This window comes from Agrobacterium vaccinii, from assembly GCF_021310995.1.
Taxonomy (GTDB): domain Bacteria; phylum Pseudomonadota; class Alphaproteobacteria; order Rhizobiales; family Rhizobiaceae; genus Agrobacterium; species Agrobacterium vaccinii.
Genome location: NZ_CP054150.1, coordinates 2,276,005 through 2,295,131, shown reverse-complemented (window position 1 = coordinate 2,295,131; position 19,127 = coordinate 2,276,005). Strand labels below are relative to the sequence as shown.

Genomic DNA, 19,127 nt, shown 5'->3' with positions numbered 1-19,127 from the left:
CAGCAGCGGTTCAGACGGACTTGATTTCGATCAAACAATGACAATTTTCGAAAGGCGTTGGCCGACACGCAAAACGCCGGGCGGTGCCCGGCGTTTTCCAAATATTCGAGTCCTTAGCTTACTCGGCGGCGAGTGGCGGCAGGCGCAGCACATTGTTGGCATTCCCCGCCGTTTTGGAAGCGGGGCCGTTTTTCTGCTCGATGTTGGCCAAGCGCTCCTCAAGGCCTGAAAGCGCGTCCTGGTTGGTGCGTGCCACTTCCGACAGTTCCTCATTCGAGAGAACCGGATGCTCCTCTTCCTTTTTGCCGATGAAGCGGCCGAAGAGGTGGGCGAGCAGCCGTGACAGGTCATCCATGATAAGGAAGAAGGCGGGCACGACGATCAGAGAGAGGACGGTCGAGACGATGATGCCGCCGATGACGGCGATGGCCATCGGTGCGCGGAACGAGCCACCTTCACCGACACCCAACGCTGACGGCAACATCCCCGCGGACATGGCAATCGAAGTCATGATGATCGGGCGGGCGCGTTTGCGGCCAGCTTCCACCATGGCATGAACCCGTTCCAGCCCGTGTCGGCGCATTTCGATGGCAAAATCCACCAACAGAATGGCATTCTTCGTCACGATGCCCATCAACATGAGAATGCCGATGAGGACGGGCATGGAGAGTGCGTTGTTGGTGATGATAAGCGCCACCGCCACGCCGCCAATGGCAAGCGGTAGCGAGAACAGAATGGTGAAGGGCTGAATAACATCCTTGAATAGCAGGATAAGCACGACCAGCACCAGCAACAGACCGAGAAGCATGGCGTTGGTAAAGCCGCGCTGCATTTCGCCCTGCACCTTGGCGTCACCGCTTTCCGCCAAGCGCACGGATGCTGGCAGCTTGGCCTCTGCCACGATGCGTTTGAATTCGGCGGACGACGTATCGAGCGCGGTACCGAAAGGCACGTCCGAGCCGATGGAAACGACCCGGTTGCGGTCATTGCGCTTGATGGAGCTTGGGCCTTCGGAGTAGTCGATATCGGCAACGCTGTAGAGCGGAACGGTCGCACCCGTCGCCGTCTTGATTTTCAAGGCACGGATGGCGGCCAGATCGCGACGGACATCCAGCGATGCCTGCACACGGATGGGGATTTGCCGGTCATCCAACGAAATCTTCGTCAGTTGCGCGTCGATATCACCGATGGTGGCGACACGCACGGTCTGCGAAATCTGCTGCGGGGTGATGCCGAGACGAGCGATCTCATCCTTACGCGGGCGAATTTGCAGCTCGGGCCGCGGTAAAGCGCCTTCAGACGACACGTTGACGAGGATCGGCGAGGCACGAAGAAGCGATTCCAGAATGCCGACGGCATTTTGCAAATCTTCTTCGTTCGAAGACAGGAAGTTGAAGCTCAGTTCGCGTTCCGCACGGTCGTTGAGCTTGATGATGCGAACGTCGGGGATGGTGTTGACGCTGGCGAAAATATCCCGCTCCACATCCCATTGCGGGCGGGTTCTGCCGGTGTCTTCCACCTTCGGCAGGTGAGGGCCGATCAACGGAATGGAGCCGAGACCGTCATTCACAAGCGTTTTCAGCAGCGAGTGGTCGATGTGCTGGAGAATGACGCGTACCGTCGCTCGGCGCAGTTCCAGATCGCCCTTCGGCGATGCGCCGCCCAGAATGAAGACGCTTTCGACGCCGTTGATATCTTTTACTGCTTGATAGATTTTCGACGTCGTGGCGTCGGTTTCTTCAAGCGTCGCATTGGGTGGAAGCTCGATGGAGAGTACGACGCGAGACGCATCGTCCGGCGGCAGGAAGCTGCCGGGAACGCCAGCCAGCAGGACGACGGAGCCGATCAGGAAGCCGATGGCACCCAGCAACGTCAGGTACCGCGCCCACCATTTTCTGGTCGTCGCAGTCACCATGCGCGTATAGGCCTTCATCAACCAGCCGTCATTGTCGTGATGGTCATCCACCGCATCATCCGCGCGCATGAAATAGGCGGCCATCAACGGGGTGATGAGGCGCGCGACCATGAGCGAGAAGAACACAGAGAAGGCGACGGTCAGACCGAACTGGATGAAGTATTGGCCGGGAATGCCCGGCATGAAGGACACGGGCACGAAGACGGCAATGATGGTGAAGCTGGTGGCGATCACCGCAAGGCCGATTTCATCGGCAGCTTCCAGCGAGGCGCGGTAGGGCGATTTGCCCATCTTTATGTGGCGGGAGATATTCTCCACCTCCACGATAGCATCATCCACCAGAATACCCGTTGCCAACGTCAGCGCGAGGAAACTGACGAGGTTGAGTGAGAAGCCCAGCACATCCATGACCCAGAAGGTGGGGATGGCCGACAAGGGCAGGGCGACGGCAGCAATCAGGGTCGCACGCCAGTTCCGCAGGAACAGCAGGACCACTATGACGGCGAGAATGGAGCCTTCTACCAGCGTATGAAGCGCAGCCTCATAGTTTCCGTATGTGAAGTAGACGGCGTCATCGACCATTTCGATGGAGACATTGGGGTGGTCTGCGCGCACCTTGTCCAGATTTTGTGCGACTGTTTCCGCAACCGAGACTTCGCTGGCACCCTTGGAGCGGAAGACCGCAAAGGTCACGCCAGGATTGCCGTTGAAACGCGAGAAGGATTTCGGCTCTTCATAGGTGTCGGTGACCGTTCCGAGTTCCGACAATTTGACGAAGCGACCGTTGGACAGCGAAATGGTGGTGTTGGAAAGCTGGGCCACATCACGGGTATCGCCCAAGGTGCGGATGGTCTGTTCGTTGCCTGCCACCTGTCCGCGACCGGAGCCGAGGTCGATGTTGGTGCCACGCAGTTGGGTGTTCACATCCGACGCGGTGATACCGTAGGCGTCGAGCTTGGCCGGGTTGAGCGACACGCGCACTTCGCGGTCCGCACCGCCGTAACGGTCGATCTTGCCGATGCCCGACTGGCCCTGAAGTGCACGCTTGATCGTGTCATCCACGAACCAGGAAAGTTCTTCCAGCGTCATGTTGGGGGAGGAGACCGCAAAGGTCTGTATCGCCTGTCCCTCGACATCGATCTTGCTGACGACGGGCTCCTCGATATCCGCAGGCAATTCGCTACGGATTTTATCGATGGCGTCCTTGGTGTCCTGAACGGCTTCTTCCGTGGGCTTTTCGATGCGGAACAGAACTGTTGTCAGGGACTGGCCGTCGGTGACGGTGGACTGTATCTCATCGATACCGCTGATGGAGGCGACCGCGTCTTCGACTTCCTTGGTGACCTGCGCCTCAAGCTCTGAGGGCGAAGCACCGCTTTGGGTCACGGTAATCGCCACCACCGGCACGTCGATGTTGGGAAAGCGCGTGATCGGCAGATCGTAAAAGGCTTTGACGCCCAAAAACAGCAGCAGGGCAAAGCAGAGCAGCGGCGCAATCGGGTTGCGGATGGACCATGCGGAAAAGTTCATGGTGTTCCCTCAGTCAGTTCGAGGCTGCGGCGTCAGCCGGGACCGGGTTGATCTTATCACCATCGCGCACGAAGGCGCCTGCTTTCTCGACCACCACATCACCGACGGAAATTCCACTTCTGATTTCCACGAAACCACCATCCTGAATACCGATTTCGACAGGCACCTGTTTGACGACACCATCTTCCACGCGCCGTGTGGTCGAACCATCACGGCCCGAGGTGACGGCGGACAGGGGCAGGGCCAGTGCGTTGGCGGAGGCGATGACCACCTCTGCGCTGCCATACATGCCGGCGCGGGCCGGGCTATCCGTCGGCAGCACGATGTGGACCGTGCCGAGGCGGGTGGTGGCATCCACCGTGGGCGAGACGATCCGCACCTTGCCTTCGATCCTGTTACGGCCACCGGCCACGGTGATGATGGCCCTTTGGCCGATCTTGACCTGCTGGATATCGGTTTCCGAGAGATCGGCGACGAGTTCGATCGCGTTGTCCTTGATGACGGTGAACAGCGGATTGCCCGAGCCGCTGGCAATGGCGCCGACGCGTGCATTCTTGGCGGAAACGACGCCTGCAACCGGTGTCTTGACGCTGGTGCGCGCCAGTTTGAGATCGATATCCTCGATCTGAGCATCCACGACTTTGATATCCGCTTCACCCACGGTCACGGCCTGTCTGGAGGCCTGAAGGCGGGCATTGGCCACATCGGCGGCGGCGGCGGTCTGTTCGACTTGGGATACAGAGCCGGAACCGGATTTTCCGAGACGGTCTGCCCGATCACGCTGGCGCACGGCGTCATCGTAATTGGCCTGCGCCTCGATGACCTGCGCCTTGTTCTGCGCAACACCGGCTTCGGCCTTGGCCCTGTTGGCCTGAAGCTGGCTTTTTTGCAGCAGCAGGCTGTCTTTCGAAAGTTCCGCCAGCACGGCACCGGCCTCCACCCTGTCGCCGATATCGACATTCAATTTGTCCACCGACAGGCCGTCGACCAGCGGCTGAACGTAGATTTCGTCCACCGGTCTAATCGTGCCCGTGGCAATGACGCGATCCACCAGATCGCGGGTGGCGGCCTTGCTGACGACGATGGAGGGCAGGTTTTTCCGGTCTGCTGCGGTCTGCGCACCAGCGATACCGGGCAAAACCAGAGCCGAAACCATGATGACCGCGAGCCGGGGGGCGATTGTATTACGCTGCATGTGCCTGTCCGTTCAAATGTCGGATCGCACGTCCACCGCACATCCGTGCCCTGAAAGTCATGCGACGATGAATGCAAAATAGGGGTGACGAGACGTCCCTTACCTCGCAGATCTCTGCGTCCTCCACAAAACACGCCGTCTCACTGGCCATGTTTATCGCAAGGTAAAAACCTAGGTCTGTCGAGGCAGAATGTAATTCGTCGCGAAGGCTAATTCAATCCGTCTAACCGATACAGCGCATATACATTTTTGAATATCGCATTATTCAGATATCGATGATGTTGGCGGGCGGAAGGCGCACATAACTGCGCGCCTTCCGCTTGTTATTCTACTTCAAAGCGGCGTCCGTGATTTCGGTGGTGAAAGCGCCTGTTGGCTCCTTGGTGATGACGGGATCGGAACCGCCACCCAGAAGCGTTTTGACGGTGCGGTCATAGTCGGCCTTGTCGAGCGCGCCTGTGGAGCCCGCCGTCAGCTTGGCGACTTCGGTCATCATACCCTTCTGGTGTGCTTCCGTCTGCGCGCCGGAGGCATCGTTTTCGAGCACGATATCGGCGGCATCATTGGGGTTCTCTTCCGCCCACTTCCAGCCCTTCATGGAAGCGCGCACAAATTTCACCATGTTCTCCTTGAACTTGGCGTCCTTCAGCTTGTCTTCAAGAACGTAAAGACCGTCTTCCAGCGTCGCGACGCCTTCATCCTCGTATTTGAAGGTGACAAGGTCGTTGGCCTTGACGCCCGCTTCCAGCACCTGCAAATATTCGTTGTAGGTCATGGTGGAAATGCAGGCGGCTTGCTTTTGCAACAGCGGATCGACGTTGAAGCCCTGTTTCAGCACGGTTACGCCATCGGCTCCGCCGGTGGTCGGGATTTTCAGATGCGCCATCCATGACAGGAATGGATACTCGTTGCCGAAGAACCAGACGCCGAGCGTCTTGCCCTTAAAATCCGCCGGCTTGGTTATGCCGCTTTCCTTCAGGCAGGTCAGCATCATGCCGGATTTTTTGAAGGGTTGGGCGATGTTGACGAGCGGAACGCCTTTTTCGCGGGTGGCAAGCGCGGAGGGCAGCCAATCCACGACGACATCTGCACCGCCACCTGCCAGAACCTGCGCAGGGGCAATATCCGGGCCGCCCGGCTTGATCTCGACATCGAGACCTTCGGCTTCGTAAAAGCCCTTGTCCTTGGCCACGTAATAACCGGCGAACTGGGCCTGCGTGACCCATTTCAGCTGGAGCGTCACCTTTTCGGCGGCCTGTGCGCTAAACGCCGTCATCAGCGTTGCTCCGGCCAGAAGCATGGATGCAAGTCTGTTTTTCATCGCTGTTCCCTTTTTTCGTTGTTTACGTGCGTCCACTGCGGACGGACGGATGCCAGAAGGTGACGGCGCGCTCTGCCAGCGCCACCAAACCGTAAAAGCCAGAGCCTGCGATGGCCGCCACGGCAATCTCGGCCCAGACCATATCCACATTGCTCCGGCCCATTTCGGCGGAGATGCGAAACCCCATGCCCACGATGGGCGTGCCGAAGAACTCCGCCACGATGGCACCGATCAGCGCCAGCGTGGAATTGATCTTCAAGGCGTTGAAGATGAACGGCCATGCGGCGGGCAGGCGCAGCTTGACCAGCGTCTGCCACCAACTGGCGGCATAGGTGTGCATCAGGTCACGCTCCATGTGGCTGGAGGCGGACAGCCCCTGCACCGTGTTCACCAGCATCGGGAAGAACGTCATGATGACAACGACGGCAACCTTCGACTGCCAGTCGAAGCCAAACCACATGACCATGATGGGCGCGATACCGACCACCGGTAGTGCCGAGACGAAATTGCCGATGGGCAGGAGCCCGCGTTGCAGGAAGGGCGAGCGGTCGATGATGATGGCGATAGCAAAGCCCAGACCACAGCCAAGTATATATCCCGTCAGCACGGCCTTCAGAAACGTCTGTCGGAAATCCGCCCAGAGAATAGGGACGGAGTTGATGAGGCGCAGGAAGATGGCACTTGGGGCTGGCAAAAGAATTGACGGAATGGCAAAGCCACGCACCATGCCTTCCCAAAGCACGATGATCGCCGCCCCGAAGATGAGCGGGATGGCGATGCTGCTGGCGCGTTTTGCGCTGGGTGCTTGGAAATGCTGGCGCACCAGCCATTCGTTCAACGCCCAGACGGCAAGCCAGAACAGGACTGCGCCGATGACCCAGCCGGGATTGCTCATGGCCGCTCTCCCATTCTCTTCAAGACTGCTGTGTGAGCGATGCCGACGATTGACACCAAAATGGCCGCAACCGCGGCAGCCATGAACAGCGCTGCCCAGATTTGTACCGTCTGGCCGTAATAGGAGCCAGACAGCAGTCTTGCGCCAAGGCCCGCGACCGCACCGGTCGGCAACTCACCGACGATGGCTCCGACCACCGAGATGGCGATTGCGATTTTCAGCGAGGTGAAGAGATAGGGCAGGGCAGACGGCCAGCGCAGCTTCCAGAAGATTTGCGATGGTGCGGCGTTATAGGTGTGCATCAAATCCAGCTGAATGCTCTCAGGGCTGCGAAGCCCCTTCACCATGCCGACCACGATGGGAAAGAAACTGAGATAGGTCGAAATCAGCGCCTTCGGCAGCAGGCCGGAAATACCCATAGAATTCAGCACGACGATAATCATCGGTGCCACCGCAATGATGGGGATCGTCTGGCTGGCAATGATCCACGGCATGACGGAGCGATCCATGGCGCGATTATGGACGATGGCCACCGCCAGCAAAATGCCGAGCGCCGTGCCGATCGCAAAACCCAGCAGCGTCGCCGAAAGCGTGATGCCCGCATGGTAGACGAGGCTGCGTTTGGAGGTGATGGCCTTGTTGACGGTCGTATCCCACAACTCCGCGATGATCTGGTGCGGGGCGGGCAGAACCGGGCGTTCCTGAGCGAAAGTCTGCGGAAGGAGTTCGGTAAAGCTCGGCTGCTGGCCTGCTCTGGCAGCCTGATCGCGCGCGAAGGGCAGGTTTAGATAGACGACGGCAATGTGCCAGATGACGAGGATCGCGAGGAGGATGGTGAGGACGGGGAGGATGCGGTGCCGGAGGGTGGTCATGGGTGGCCTCCTCTTACCTTATGCCTGTGGCTACCCCCCTCTGCCCTGCCGGGCATCTCCCCCTCAAGGGGGGAGATCGATTCGTGGAGAGTTCTCGGCAAACTCTGTCGTTGAGCCTGAAGCGACATCGGTGCGCCCAGCCAATCTCCCACCTTGAGGGGGAGATGCCCGGCAGGGCAGAGGGGGGTAGCCCCAGGTAAAACGGACAACGGCTCACCCCTCATAACTATGCCCGGCCTTCAACCCCTCGCGCACCCGATGTGCAATTTCCAGAAACTCCGGCGTCTCGCGTATCTCCAACGGCCGTTCGTTGGGCAAAGTTGACTCGATGATGTCAGTCACCCGACCGGGGCGGGGGGACATGACGACGATCTTGGTCGAGAGATAGACGGCTTCGGGAATGGAATGCGTGACGAAGCAGATGGTTTTGCCCGTAGTGCTCCACAGTTTCAGAAGCTGCTCGTTGAGGTGATCGCGGACGATTTCGTCCAGCGCGCCGAAGGGCTCGTCCATCAGCAGAAGGTTTGCATCGAAGGCGAGTGCGCGGGCGATGGAGGCGCGCTGCTGCATGCCGCCGGACAGTTGCCAGGGGAATTTTTTGGCAAAGCCGCTGAGGTTGACCAGATCGAGCGTGCGTTCGATGCGCGCCTGCTGCTCCGCCTTGGTGTAGCCCATGATTTCCAGCGGAAGTGCGATGTTCTTCTCGATCGTGCGCCACGGGTAGAGGGCTGCGGCCTGAAACACGTAACCGTAGGACCGGTCCTTGCGCGCGTTTTCTGGCGTCGTGCCATTGACGGTGATGTCGCCTGATGTGTGCTTTTCCAGATCGGCGATGACGCGCAGAAACGTCGTTTTGCCGCAGCCGGAAGGCCCGATGAAGGAGACGAACTCGCCCTTCTTCACCTCCAGATCGACGGTGGAAAGCGCATGCACCGGACCGTCCCCGGTTTCAAAGGTCAGGCCGAGATTGCGTGCCGACACAACGACGAAACGGCTATCTATTTTCTCAATTTCTGCGGCTTTCAAAATCATTGTTTCCTGTCGTTATCGCAAAGGCTTATCTGTAGCCCGGCTTTTCTGGGCTTGCCTGTAGAATATCATTGCTCCAGCTAGGCCTCCTGGAAGGAGTAAAAAGAAACGCCTAATGTACAGCCATATGTTTTCTGACGAGGATCTGAAACTTTCACCTGGGTCTGGTAAGAGTTGGTAAAGAACATATGTCGTCATAACCGCCATTAGGAAGCCGAGGGCGAGATAATTCGTGACTGTCGTCCGGATAAACCTAGAAGAAACGTGAAGTACCACCGCTGGAATAAGCGTGGAGGGTAAACCGAAGAGCAAAAGCAAGGCGAACCTCCCTAACAGAATCAGTGGGTTAAAATCAGCTAGTTTGGGATCATCCGTGACGACGTAAATTTGCATGACAAGCAAGACCGCCAGAGTACCCACCGTTATCGCAACCAAATATGTTGCAACGAACTGGCCGATGGCATTCAGTATTTGCTTAGTCACGTTGAGGTGCCTTCCTCGCTTCAAAAATCACGCATGTCTTCCGTTGTAGATATTCTTCGCTGGTTGGTTTGCAGCCTCTTTTGAAGAAACAATTCTTAATTTCGGACTTCGGTCATCATCACACCCCACTCGCCGGAATGCCCGATCGTTCCACCTTGCGGGGTGCGACGAGTTCTTTCCAGGTAGACAGTGCTTTGCTCACGGCAGGGTAGGGCTCGCGGGCCACGAATTGGCCGTGGCCTTCGCGGGTTTTTACCGTGCCTTCTTCGATTGCCACGACACCGCGAGAGAGCGTGAAGCGCGGCAGGCCCTGCACCGTCTGGCCTTCGAAGACGTTGTAATCGATGGCGGATTGCTGGTTTTTGGCAGTGATGGTCTTTTCCAGCGTCGGGTTCCAGACGACGATATCTGCATCGCTGCCAACGAGGATCGCGCCCTTTTTCGGGTAGAGATTGAGGATTTTGGCAATATTGGTGGAGGTTACGGCGACGAATTCGTTCATCGTCAGGCGGCCCGTCGTCACGCCATGGGTCCACAGTAGTGGCATCCGGTCTTCGAGCCCGCCAGTGCCGTTGGGTATCTTGGTGAAGTCACCGACGCCATTGCGTTTCTGCTCAGTGGTAAACGCGCAATGGTCGGTCGCGACGCATTGCAGCGAGCCTGCGCCAAGTCCTGCCCAGAGGCTGTCCTGATGCTGTTTGTTTCTGAACGGCGGCGACATGACGCGGCGGGCGGCGTGGTCCCAATCGGGGTTGGCATATTCGCGCTCATCGAGGATCAGATGCTGGATCAGCGGTTCGCCATAGACCCGCATGCCGTTCTGCCGCGCCCGGCGAATGGCCTCATGCGCCTGTTCGCAGGAGGTGTGGACGACATAGAGCGGTGCGCCTGCCATATCGGCGATGATGATGGCGCGGTTGGTGGCTTCGCCCTCGACGGAGGCGGGGCGGGAATAGGCATGCGCTTCCGGACCGTTATTACTCTCCGCTAGCAGTTTCGCCTGCATCTGCGCGACGATATCCCCGTTTTCCGCATGCACCATGGGAAGTGCGCCGAGTTCGGCGCAGCGGGAGAAGGAGGCGAACATCTCGTCGTCATTCACCATCAGCGCGCCCTTATAGGCCATGAAGTGTTTGAAGCTGTTGATACCCTTGTCCTGAACAATGGTCTTCATGTCATCGAAGACCTGCTCGCCCCACCATGTCACGGCCATGTGGAAAGAATAATCGCAAGTGGCACGGGTTGCCTTGTTGTCCCAGCGGTTGAGTGCATCCAGAAGCGACTGGCCGGGTTCCGGCAGACAGAAATCCACCACCATCGTCGTGCCGCCGCTCAACGCCGCGCGGGTACCACTCTCAAAATCATCCGCCGAATAGGTGCCCATGAAGGGCATTTCCAGATGCACATGCGGATCGATCCCGCCGGGCATGACGTAGCAACCCGTGGCGTCCAGGACGGTGCCGCCGGACAGGTTCTGGCCGATCTCGATGATCGCCCCGCCATCGATTTTGATATCGGCCTTATAGGTAAGGTCGGCGGTGACGATGGTGCCGTTCTTGATGATGGTGGTCATTCCACGATCTCCGCAGTTTCCAGCACGGCGTGCAGCATGACGTTGCAGCCAGCGGCGGCCCATTCGGGGGAAATGTCTTCGGCTTCGTTGTGGGAAAGGCCGTCCACGCAGGGGCAGAAAATCATGGTGGAGGGAGCGACCTGTGCTGCCCAGCAGGCATCGTGACCGGCGCCGGAGATGATGTCCATGTGGGTGTAGCCAAGCTTTTCTGCCGCATCGCGCACGCGCCCGACGAGTGTGGGGTCGAAGGTGACGGGGTCGAAATGGCCGATGGCTTCGATGGTGCAGCCGACGCCGAGTTGTTCAGCGATGAGTGGCACCTCTCGTTCGAAGATGGCACGCATGGCGTCCAGCTTTTCCTGCGAGGGCGTGCGCAGGTCGATGGTGAAGACCACCTTGCCTGGAAGGACGTTGCGTGAGTTGGGGGTAAAGATCATCTGCCCGACACCGGCAACCGCGCCCGGCTGGTGCGCAATGGCAACCTCTTGCACTTTTTCCAGAATGCGGGCGGCGGCGAGGCCTGCATTGACGCGCATGGCCATCGGCGTCGAGCCGGTGTGAGCTTCCTTACCGGTCAACGTCACCTCCAGCCACCAGAGGCCCTGGCAGTGGGTGACGACGCCGATCTGTTTGTTTTGCGCCTCGAGGATTGGGCCCTGTTCGATGTGATATTCGAAATAGGCGTGCATCTTGCGCGCACCCACCTCTTCATCGCCCAGCCAACCGATCCGTTTCAGTTCTTCGCCATAGGTCTTGCCGCTAGTGTCGGTGCGGCTGTAGGCGTAGTCGAGATCGTGGATGCCTGCGAACACGCCGGATGCCAGCATGGCAGGGGCAAAGCGCGCGCCCTCTTCATTGGCCCAGTTTGTAACAACGATTGGGTGTTTGGTCTGGATGTCTAGATCGTTGAGGCTTCTGACGACCTCGAGCCCGGCCAGCACACCCAAGACGCCGTCGAACTTGCCGCCGGTGGGCTGGGTATCGAGATGGCTGCCGATATAGACGGGCAGGGCATCTGCGTCGGTGCCGGGGCGCGTGGCGAACATGGTGCCCATGGCATCGACACCGATGGTCATGCCTGCGGCCTCACACCATTTTTTAAAAAGGTCGCGGCCTTGCGCATCCTCGTCGGTCAGTGTTTGGCGGTTGTTGCCGCCAGCAATGCCGGGGCCGATCTTTGCCATGTCCATCAGGCTGTCCCACAAGCGGTTGCCGTTGATGGTCAGATTTTTTGCGGGTGTTTCCGGCATGCCAGTCTTTTCCTCACCTGTTTGATAGTCATCATGCAAGGGGCGTGCCGATCGATAGGCCGGGCGGCGAATTGCTTGCAGAAAACGGACGGTCGATTATTTGACCGCCTGGTAAACATTGTGAATTTAGGCTTTGACCTCTAGAAGAAACCGAGGGAATTATGCTGTGTAAAGCAGTATTTTCCGGACACGCGTATATATCAGAATATTTTTTGCCCAGATCGATCTACCAATTGCATTCAAAACAGTCAGAGACCTTTCATGCCCATACCCAGAGCGGCAAAAACGCAAAAACGGACACGCATTCAGGAAGAAAAAGAAGAGACCATTCTTGAAGCGGCGCTCGATGTTTTCTCGGTGAACGGATTTCGTGGCACGACGATCGACCAGATTGCCGAGGTCGCGGGCATGTCGAAGCCGAACGTGCTGTATTATTTCCGCACCAAGGAGGCCATGCACCGGGCGCTGATCGAGCGTGTGCTCGACACGTGGCTCGATCCCCTGCGCGCCTTCGATGCTGCTGGTGATCCGCACTCGGAAATCCGCTCCTATCTGCGCCGTAAGCTGGAGATGGCGCGGGACTATCCGCGTGAAAGCCGACTTTTCGCCAATGAGGTTTTGCAAGGCGCCCCCCATGTCGAGGATGAGTTGAAGGGACCGCTGAAACGTCTGGTAGATGAAAAGGCGGACGTCATTCGCGCGTGGATCAAGGCCGGACGCATGACGGCCTGCGATCCCTACCACCTGATTTTCTCGATATGGGCAACGACTCAGCACTATGCGGATTTCGATGTGCAGGTGCGGGCCGTGCTGGGCGCAAATGCGGGTGATGGGCGTTTTGAGGATGCCGCGCGGTTTCTGGAACAGCTTTTCATGGGCGGGCTGGGGATCGTTTCCACACCCACTCAAAAAACATGATGCGAATTATCAAGTTTATACTTTACTCTAAAACTCATCTTTATTATCGTGGCGCCAACCTGATCGCACAGGTAATGGTTTTCAACGATAAGGTGAGGCATGGCGCGCAAGGAAAAGAAGAAGGCGGAGCGAAACGGCAAGCGGGGCAACGCACCGCAGCAGGCAGCGCAATCCGTCGTCCAACAAGCGCCTCCCGGGCCTAAAAGCTTTCTTTACGTGGGCGGCCGTGATTGTCAGGTTGCGCATCTTCGCCAGATCGCCAGCAATTTCGACGCCGAACTCATCCATCACGATGGCGGTTTGCGCGAGGCCGTTTCGCGCATCGATACGCTGCTTCCCTCGGTGGATTGCGTGTTCTGCCCTATCGACTGTATCAGCCATGATGCGTGTTTGCGGGTAAAGTCCGGCTGCAAGAAGTTCGGCAAGACATTCATTCCGCTGCGCAATGGCAGCAAATCCAGCCTGGAGCGGGCGCTTCAGACGATGAACGATCGCGCTGCCGCCAATTGAGATGTTACTGGCCTGCCGCCTTAAAAAAGGCGGCGACCGTCACGGCAACCCAGCCGAGTATCATGCCAAGGCCACCTATGGGCGCGGCCATCGGGAAGGCACCGCTTCCAGTAAAATGGCGTGAGACGAGATCTCCGGCGAAAAGCGCGGTTCCAAGACCGAGCAGAATGGCTGCCGGTGCTGCGGTTTTGATGCGCTCCCAGCCGACATAGAGGCCGAGAAGAATGGGCGCATGGGCAAGGCACATGGTGGACGCATTGCCCAGCAATTGCGTTGCGCCGGTGTGCGTTGCCGCCGCCGCCAGCGCCACGCCGCTGGCACCCAGAAGACCGGAGAGGAAAAGGCTCGTCGGGCGCAGCCAGCTCATACTCATGATGCAGTCTCTTCCTGATTTTGCATGTGGAATGCGAGCCGTTCTATCGGTGCCCAGATGATCTCGCGAAGCTTCGGGTTTTCGATCGTCTCATCCATGGCGCGGCGGAAACACAGCAGCCACTCGTCTCGCTCCGCCGCGCCGATTGGTGCCACGAAATGCCGTCGCCGCAGCATGGGATGGCCGTATTTTTCGACGTAAACCGGCGGTCCACCGAGATAGCCGAGCAGATAATCGGTGAATTTGTTCTCGCTGCCGGAAAGCTCTGGTGGATGAATGGCGCGGCAGCGGGCGGCTTCGGGCAACGTATCCATCAACGCGTAGAAACGCTTCGTCAGTGCGCGGACGGTGGTCTCGCCGCCAATGGCTTCATAAAGCGTGATGGTTTCGTCCGACACCGGGTGCAGTCTCCGTTTCCCGTCGGTTTTGCCGCTTCACGGCCAAAAGCGCAACAGCAAAGGACAGGTGCGGCAATTCGCTTCGCCGCACCTCGGAATTTTCTCAGCCGAAGTTGCGGATAAGATCGAGCCCCTTGTTCAGCAGGGCGTCGGCATCGTCTTCATTGGCGGCTTCCACATAGCACCGCATTTCCGGCGCATTGCCGGAGGGACGGAAGTGGATGGTGTCGCCGTTTGTGAGTGTGACTCGCAGGCCATCGATATCGCTGGTCTCTTTGACCGCGCCCACCGGCGCAAGAAAGCTTTCGAGGTTCGTGCGGGAGGACCGCAAATGCTCCATCAGGGCTGCGCTCTTTTCCTGCGCGAAATCCTGCAAACGGTCGGCGGCGGCGACCGGGAGTTTGTAAGCGGCAGCAATTTCCGAGAGTGGCTTTTTCTGTTCGGCGACGAGTTTCAAAGCCGCGAGCAAAGGCAGGAAGCAATCACGGGTCGGCAGAGCTGAGACCGTCTTGCCATTCAGCGTGAAAGGCGAGGCCGTCAGAAAGCCGCCATTGGCTTCGAAGCCGATCACGCCCTTGTTGCCTTTCGACAGAGCTTCTTCCATGCCTGCGATCACGAAGGGCGAGCCGACCTTGGTGCGCAGAACCTCGAACTCACCGCTATCTTCGATGCCGGAATTCGAGGTGACGGGCGTGACCACGACATCCGCCTTCAAGAAGTTTGCGGTGATGAGGCCGAGCAGATCGCCACGCAGGGGGTCGCCGTGTTCATCCGCCAGCAATGGGCGGTCGCCGTCACCATCGGCGGAGATTATCGCATCGAGCTTATGTTCGGCAGACCATGCCTTGAGCTTCTCAAGGGTGTCGGCAGCGACAGCTTCCGTATCTACGGGAATGAATGTCTCAGAACGACCGAGTGTGAGAACATCTGCGCCGTAGTGCTTCAGGACGTCTACGAAGAGGTCGCGGGCAACTGTGCTGTGCTGGTAGACGCCGATTTTGAGGCCTGACAGGGACTTCTCCGGCAACAGAGAAGCGTTGCGTTCGAAAAAGAAAGCATTGGCCTTCTCCGCCCGGTTTTCAGCGCTCGCTGAGGTTACAGAGATATTTTCCGCCTCGACCGTCTTGGCAAGATCGGCAATCGCGGTTTCGTCCTGTTTGTCGATCTCGCCATCCGGGCGATAGAATTTGATGCCGTTTCGATCTGCGGGGATGTGCGATCCGGTGATCATCAGCGCCGCAGCCTTGAGGGACATGCTGTAGAGCGCCAAAGCCGGTGTCGGCAGCGCCCCGCAATCGATGGGTTTCAGGCCTGCTGCTGCCAGAGCACCGATGCAGGTCTCAGCAATGTCCGGGCTTGAGTCTCTGAAATCCTGTCCGATCAAAATGGGATCGCCTGCTTTTGCCTGTCCCGAAGCCAGAAGATGTCGTGCGAAGGCGGTGGCATATATGGCGGATGCCTTGCCCTTCAAATCCTGCGAAAGTCCGCGAAGACCGCTCGTTCCAAACTTCAGGCTCATGAGAATTTCTTCCTTATTCCAGGTCGTTTAAAGATATATCGATCAAACCGATCAGAAATATAACGCAAACAATGCGGCATTGATCCCGCTTGATATCAGCCAGTGGTTGGTAGCGGGTTTACAATGACCTCTCAAGTTTTGACAGCCGAGGCTCATTGGCACTATATCGGACAAAGGCCGCAACCGGCATGACGGGTGGAGAAAAGACGCTATGGACACTGTATCGATCGACAATCGCGGCGATTTTGGATTGTGGGCGATCGAGCGCGCCAAGGCGATCATTTCAGCCGAGGGGTCGGACCTTGCCATCGCCTCGCGTGATGGAGACGAAGCTGCCATTCGCGAAGCGGCGAACAATCTGGGTGCGGTGATTTCGGCAGCATTGCTGGAAGTTTATGACGGTCTCGTCCCGGAGGAGTGATCCTCCCGGTTCAGCCCAGCATAGCGAAGTGCGATGAAAGCCGTGAGACACGCGACGGCAAAAGCGTTGAGGTTGAAAAGCTTGGCAAGATCGGACTCGCTCCAGATGTGCAGGGCATCGCCGACCATGTAGCGCGTCCAGAGAAAGCCTGCGAAGACGATGCCGGTCATCCCTATCTGCCAGAGACGTTCGCTTTGCCGGAACGATAACGCCACGAGCATGATGCAAGCTGCAAAGAAGAGTTCGGTACCGGAGTCGGTGCCGAACAGCTTGGTTTCGAAGATCGTGTCTATGGTGCCGATCAGCGGCAATGCCACGCGCGCGGCCAGCGCCGAGCGGCGCGCGATAAGCGGAATGGACAGGAAAAACAGCATGGACACGACGCTGATCAGCGACGCCTGAACACCTGTTCCCACCAGCCACCAGATGGTCAGCGGATAGAAAGGCTTGTTCAGAATAATCACCCAGGCAACGGTCAATGTCGCCGCCGTCAAGGGATCGCGCTTTCCATCCTCCGCCATGGCTTTACGATTTCGCTGGCGTCAGAAGGTAGTGACCAACGCCCCAGACAGTACCCTTGTCGTGCCCAAAAAGACCGGCGGTGGCGAGGAAAAAAAGCCGCCAGCGTCGCCGCCACAGGTTGGCATCCTTGCCATAGACACGTTGCAGAATAGGGGTGATCTTCACGGATTCCCTGTCAAAATTTGCAAGCCAGTCCATCGCCGTGCGGCGGTAATGGTCACCCGACCAGCGCCATTCCGCCTCGACATTGTAGATGTCCTCGAACCGATGCGGCAGGTCGAGCGCTGGCATGATGCCACCGGTGAAGAAATGGTGCGCGATCCAGTCTGCCGGGTTGCTCTGATCGAAACGATAGGAGCGATCCTTGTGATTGAACACATGGATGAACAGCTTGCCATCTTCCTTCAGCCAGCTGCGCGTGCGCACAAACAGCGCGCGCCAGTTGGACATATGCTCGAACATCTCAACCGAAACGATGCGGTCGTAGGTGCCTGACGGCCCAAAATCGTTCATGTCGGCGGTAATGACGGTCAGGTTCTGCGCGCCCTGAAGCTCAGCCCTCTCCATGATATAGGCCCGCTGCGATGCGGAGTTTGAGACAGAGGTCACGCGAGAGTTCGGAAACTGGCGGGCAAGATAGAGCGACAGCGAACCCCAGCCGCAACCCAGTTCCAGAATGTCCATTCCATCATGGATATCGGCGTGCTTGACGGTTTCCGCCAAGGCGGCGGTTTCGGCACCATCGAGTGTGGTCGTGGCACTCGGATAATAGCAGCAGGAATACTTTCGCTGCGCGCCCAGCACCAAAGCAAAAAATTCTGCTGGTACTTCGTAGTGCTGACGGTTGGCCTCATCGGTGTGAGTCGCGACAGGGAAGCTCCCCATGTCGCGGACGAAGGCAAGCTCTTCGTCATGCGGCACTTTTTCCAGCTTGCGCTTGGTTCTGTTGCATAGGAAATCGATGCCGGTCAGCGTGAGGCTGTCCGAGAGCGGTGCTTTTTCTGCGGCGTTGATTGCAAAAGCCAGCATGTTCATTTTGTTAGACCTCCTCTTTTCTTGGACCCGGGAAAAATGCGTTGACGCGGCGCTGCAACGAGCGAAATTTCTCACCACGAGAGCGCAGCATGTGTTCCTCCAGCGGCGGAATGCCTGATGCGTGGACCAGCAGCCAGTACATCAACGCCGGGGCAAGCAGTGCTGCCCAGCCAGCGGGTGATGGCCCCGTCAACGCCAGCAGTGGCCATGCGCACCAGAACAGCCATTCGAAGAAGTAATTGGGGTGGCGCGAATAGCGCCAGAGGCCTTCCTCGCAGACCTCTGTGCGGGCTTCCGGTTTCTTGCGAAAATGCGCAAGCTGCCAGTCGGAGATGGCCTCGCCCGCCAGCGCGATCAGTGCAATGACGACACCTGCGATATCAAGAATGGTCGGGAAGGGCGCACTGTTGGAGGCCGCGACATAAATTGCCATAACCAGAATGAAACCGGCCAGTGCCTGAATTTGCAGAAACTGGAACAGGCGGCGGCTGGCATTTGTGCCCCATTCTTCTACCAGTTTTGCGTAGCGCGGGTCTTCTCCTCCGCCTTTGGTGCGTGAGCCGATGTGGCTGCCAAGCCTGATGGACCAGACGGCGATAATGAGGAAAGCCGCAACCCTCCGTTCAAACGTACCATCGGAAAAGCCGATCGCAAAGAGACCGCCAAGCCCAATCGCAAAGGACCAGATCGTATCGATCCAGCCGCTTGCGCCGGTTTTTCGCTGTATTGCCCATGCCGCAGCCATCGCAAGGCTGAGGAAGATGGCAAGGAAGATCAACAGGCCATAATTCATCGCTGTCACATTCACCCGTACGTTGTTCTGCTTTCAGGAGACTACGGTTCTCAGAACAGATCGGTTTCATCAGGTAGAGAAAAAAGCCAACGCAGAGTTTCTTTGTGATCCAATGAAACCTTTCCACCGTTCTAATCTTCAACAACAGGGCTGGGCTAATGTTTCGGTGGAGGAGATACTGATGAAAACGGCATTCAAATACGCAGTCTGCATTTTTGCCCTGTCGGCTGGCGCCGCTTCTGCCGCCGATATCAGCGGCCAGTGGGCCCGGGGTGACGGAAACGCCAAAGTCCAGATCAGCCCGTGCGGCGCTGATATCTGTGCCACGAACACGTGGATCAAGCCCGGCACGCCCAAGGAAAAGACCGGCGACAAGCTGGTGATGAGCATCAAGCCAACATCGGATGGCGAATATGCCGGAACGGCCTTCGACCCCCAGCGCGACCTGACCTACAAGCTGACCGTTTCCGTCAAGGGTGACACCATGACCACGAAGGGTTGCGTTCTGGCCGGGATCGTCTGCAAGGGCGTCAACTGGTCACGTATCAAGTCCTGATCGCAAACTTTAAGGGTAC

General features: G+C 58.1%; 17 protein-coding genes and 1 pseudogene. 4 read left to right on the top strand and 14 right to left on the bottom strand.

Going from position 1 to position 19,127, the window contains the following annotated elements:
• Positions 1–118: 118 nt before the first annotated feature.
• The 8 genes from HRR99_RS11345 to HRR99_RS11310 all read right to left on the bottom strand — a co-directional run bounded on the left by HRR99_RS11345 (position 119) and on the right by HRR99_RS11310 (position 12,063).
• Positions 119–3,445, bottom strand: coding sequence for an efflux RND transporter permease subunit (locus tag HRR99_RS11345; protein WP_233121762.1), 3,327 nt, complete (start codon positions 3,443–3,445; stop codon positions 119–121).
• 13 nt (positions 3,446–3,458) lie between these two features.
• Positions 3,459–4,640 (bottom strand): efflux RND transporter periplasmic adaptor subunit, encoded by a 1,182-nt coding sequence (locus HRR99_RS11340; RefSeq protein ID WP_422387262.1) that lies wholly within the window; start codon positions 4,638–4,640, stop codon positions 3,459–3,461.
• Positions 4,641–4,968: 328 nt separating this feature from the next.
• Positions 4,969–5,961, bottom strand: a complete 993-nt coding sequence (locus HRR99_RS11335; RefSeq protein WP_233121761.1) for an ABC transporter substrate-binding protein — start codon at positions 5,959–5,961, stop codon at positions 4,969–4,971.
• 22 nt (positions 5,962–5,983) lie between these two features.
• Positions 5,984–6,856 carry an ABC transporter permease gene (locus HRR99_RS11330; protein WP_233121760.1) on the bottom strand — a complete coding sequence of 291 codons (873 nt, stop codon included), beginning with the start codon at positions 6,854–6,856 and terminating at the stop codon, positions 5,984–5,986.
• A complete protein-coding gene (locus HRR99_RS11325) occupies positions 6,853–7,728 on the bottom strand; it encodes an ABC transporter permease (RefSeq protein WP_233121759.1) in 876 nt (291 codons plus the stop codon). The genes HRR99_RS11330 and HRR99_RS11325 overlap by 4 nt, the downstream gene beginning before the upstream one ends.
• 213 nt (positions 7,729–7,941) lie before the next feature.
• Positions 7,942–8,760 (bottom strand): ABC transporter ATP-binding protein, encoded by an 819-nt coding sequence (locus HRR99_RS11320; RefSeq protein ID WP_233121758.1) that lies wholly within the window; start codon positions 8,758–8,760, stop codon positions 7,942–7,944.
• A 598-nt stretch (positions 8,761–9,358) separates the two neighbouring features.
• On the bottom strand, positions 9,359–10,813 hold the full coding sequence (hydA, locus tag HRR99_RS11315; RefSeq protein ID WP_233121757.1) for a dihydropyrimidinase: 1,455 nt from the start codon (positions 10,811–10,813) through the stop codon (positions 9,359–9,361).
• Complete coding sequence (locus tag HRR99_RS11310; RefSeq protein ID WP_233121756.1) at positions 10,810–12,063, bottom strand: Zn-dependent hydrolase; 1,254 nt, start codon at positions 12,061–12,063, stop codon at positions 10,810–10,812. Before HRR99_RS11310 ends, hydA begins: the two co-directional genes overlap by 4 nt.
• Before the next feature lie 261 nt (positions 12,064–12,324).
• Between HRR99_RS11310 and HRR99_RS11305 the strand changes: the two genes are divergently transcribed.
• Both HRR99_RS11305 and HRR99_RS11300 read left to right on the top strand, forming a co-directional pair.
• Positions 12,325–12,981, top strand: coding sequence for a TetR family transcriptional regulator C-terminal domain-containing protein (locus HRR99_RS11305; RefSeq protein ID WP_233121755.1), 657 nt, complete (start codon positions 12,325–12,327; stop codon positions 12,979–12,981).
• A gap of 201 nt (positions 12,982–13,182) precedes the next feature.
• Positions 13,183–13,491: pseudogene (locus HRR99_RS11300) on the top strand (DUF2325 domain-containing protein); the annotation flags it as partial.
• 4 nt (positions 13,492–13,495) lie between these two features.
• Here the strand turns inward: HRR99_RS11300 and HRR99_RS11295 are convergent.
• The 3 genes from HRR99_RS11295 to HRR99_RS11285 all read right to left on the bottom strand — a co-directional run bounded on the left by HRR99_RS11295 (position 13,496) and on the right by HRR99_RS11285 (position 15,781).
• Positions 13,496–13,864, bottom strand: a complete 369-nt coding sequence (locus HRR99_RS11295) for a DUF423 domain-containing protein (RefSeq protein WP_233121754.1) — start codon at positions 13,862–13,864, stop codon at positions 13,496–13,498.
• Positions 13,861–14,262, bottom strand: a complete 402-nt coding sequence (locus tag HRR99_RS11290) for a group II truncated hemoglobin (protein WP_233121753.1) — start codon at positions 14,260–14,262, stop codon at positions 13,861–13,863. Before HRR99_RS11290 ends, HRR99_RS11295 begins: the two co-directional genes overlap by 4 nt.
• Before the next feature lie 103 nt (positions 14,263–14,365).
• Positions 14,366–15,781, bottom strand: coding sequence for a phosphomannomutase (locus HRR99_RS11285; protein ID WP_233121752.1), 1,416 nt, complete (start codon positions 15,779–15,781; stop codon positions 14,366–14,368).
• Between the two features lie 211 nt (positions 15,782–15,992).
• Between HRR99_RS11285 and HRR99_RS11280 the strand changes: the two genes are divergently transcribed.
• Positions 15,993–16,202: a hypothetical protein gene (locus tag HRR99_RS11280; RefSeq protein ID WP_111837719.1), complete on the top strand. Its 210-nt coding sequence runs from the start codon at positions 15,993–15,995 to the stop codon at positions 16,200–16,202.
• Here the strand turns inward: HRR99_RS11280 and HRR99_RS11275 are convergent.
• Genes HRR99_RS11275 through HRR99_RS11265 form a run of 3 tightly spaced genes read right to left on the bottom strand, consistent with a single transcriptional unit; the run spans position 16,175 to position 18,552 of the window.
• On the bottom strand, positions 16,175–16,723 hold the full coding sequence (locus tag HRR99_RS11275) for a hypothetical protein (protein ID WP_233121750.1): 549 nt from the start codon (positions 16,721–16,723) through the stop codon (positions 16,175–16,177). The genes HRR99_RS11280 and HRR99_RS11275 overlap by 28 nt on opposite strands.
• A gap of 4 nt (positions 16,724–16,727) precedes the next feature.
• Complete coding sequence (locus HRR99_RS11270; protein ID WP_233121748.1) at positions 16,728–17,759, bottom strand: SAM-dependent methyltransferase; 1,032 nt, start codon at positions 17,757–17,759, stop codon at positions 16,728–16,730.
• A gap of 4 nt (positions 17,760–17,763) precedes the next feature.
• Positions 17,764–18,552 carry a DUF1295 domain-containing protein gene (locus HRR99_RS11265; protein WP_233123484.1) on the bottom strand — a complete coding sequence of 263 codons (789 nt, stop codon included), beginning with the start codon at positions 18,550–18,552 and terminating at the stop codon, positions 17,764–17,766.
• A 181-nt stretch (positions 18,553–18,733) separates the two neighbouring features.
• Here HRR99_RS11265 and HRR99_RS11260 point away from each other — a divergent pair, with 181 nt between their 5' ends.
• A complete protein-coding gene (locus HRR99_RS11260; RefSeq protein ID WP_233121747.1) occupies positions 18,734–19,108 on the top strand; it encodes a DUF2147 domain-containing protein in 375 nt (124 codons plus the stop codon).
• Positions 19,109–19,127 lie beyond the last annotated feature (19 nt).

Coding starts and splice junctions, on each gene's coding strand:
- HRR99_RS11325 (WP_233121759.1), bottom strand. CDS start 7,728: ATGACCACCCTCCGGCACCGCATCCTCCCCGTCCTCACCATCCTCCTC.
- HRR99_RS11295 (WP_233121754.1), bottom strand. CDS start 13,864: ATGAGTATGAGCTGGCTGCGCCCGACGAGCCTTTTCCTCTCCGGTCTT.
- hydA (WP_233121757.1), bottom strand. CDS start 10,813: ATGACCACCATCATCAAGAACGGCACCATCGTCACCGCCGACCTTACC.
- HRR99_RS11270 (WP_233121748.1), bottom strand. CDS start 17,759: ATGAACATGCTGGCTTTTGCAATCAACGCCGCAGAAAAAGCACCGCTC.
- HRR99_RS11310 (WP_233121756.1), bottom strand. CDS start 12,063: ATGCCGGAAACACCCGCAAAAAATCTGACCATCAACGGCAACCGCTTG.
- HRR99_RS11340 (WP_422387262.1), bottom strand. CDS start 4,640: ATGCAGCGTAATACAATCGCCCCCCGGCTCGCGGTCATCATGGTTTCG.
- HRR99_RS11330 (WP_233121760.1), bottom strand. CDS start 6,856: ATGAGCAATCCCGGCTGGGTCATCGGCGCAGTCCTGTTCTGGCTTGCC.
- HRR99_RS11320 (WP_233121758.1), bottom strand. CDS start 8,760: ATGATTTTGAAAGCCGCAGAAATTGAGAAAATAGATAGCCGTTTCGTC.
- HRR99_RS11265 (WP_233123484.1), bottom strand. CDS start 18,552: ATGAATTATGGCCTGTTGATCTTCCTTGCCATCTTCCTCAGCCTTGCG.
- HRR99_RS11285 (WP_233121752.1), bottom strand. CDS start 15,781: ATGAGCCTGAAGTTTGGAACGAGCGGTCTTCGCGGACTTTCGCAGGAT.
- HRR99_RS11280 (WP_111837719.1), top strand. CDS start 15,993: ATGGACACTGTATCGATCGACAATCGCGGCGATTTTGGATTGTGGGCG.
- HRR99_RS11275 (WP_233121750.1), bottom strand. CDS start 16,723: ATGGCGGAGGATGGAAAGCGCGATCCCTTGACGGCGGCGACATTGACC.
- HRR99_RS11345 (WP_233121762.1), bottom strand. CDS start 3,445: ATGAACTTTTCCGCATGGTCCATCCGCAACCCGATTGCGCCGCTGCTC.
- HRR99_RS11335 (WP_233121761.1), bottom strand. CDS start 5,961: ATGAAAAACAGACTTGCATCCATGCTTCTGGCCGGAGCAACGCTGATG.
- HRR99_RS11260 (WP_233121747.1), top strand. CDS start 18,734: ATGAAAACGGCATTCAAATACGCAGTCTGCATTTTTGCCCTGTCGGCT.
- HRR99_RS11305 (WP_233121755.1), top strand. CDS start 12,325: ATGCCCATACCCAGAGCGGCAAAAACGCAAAAACGGACACGCATTCAG.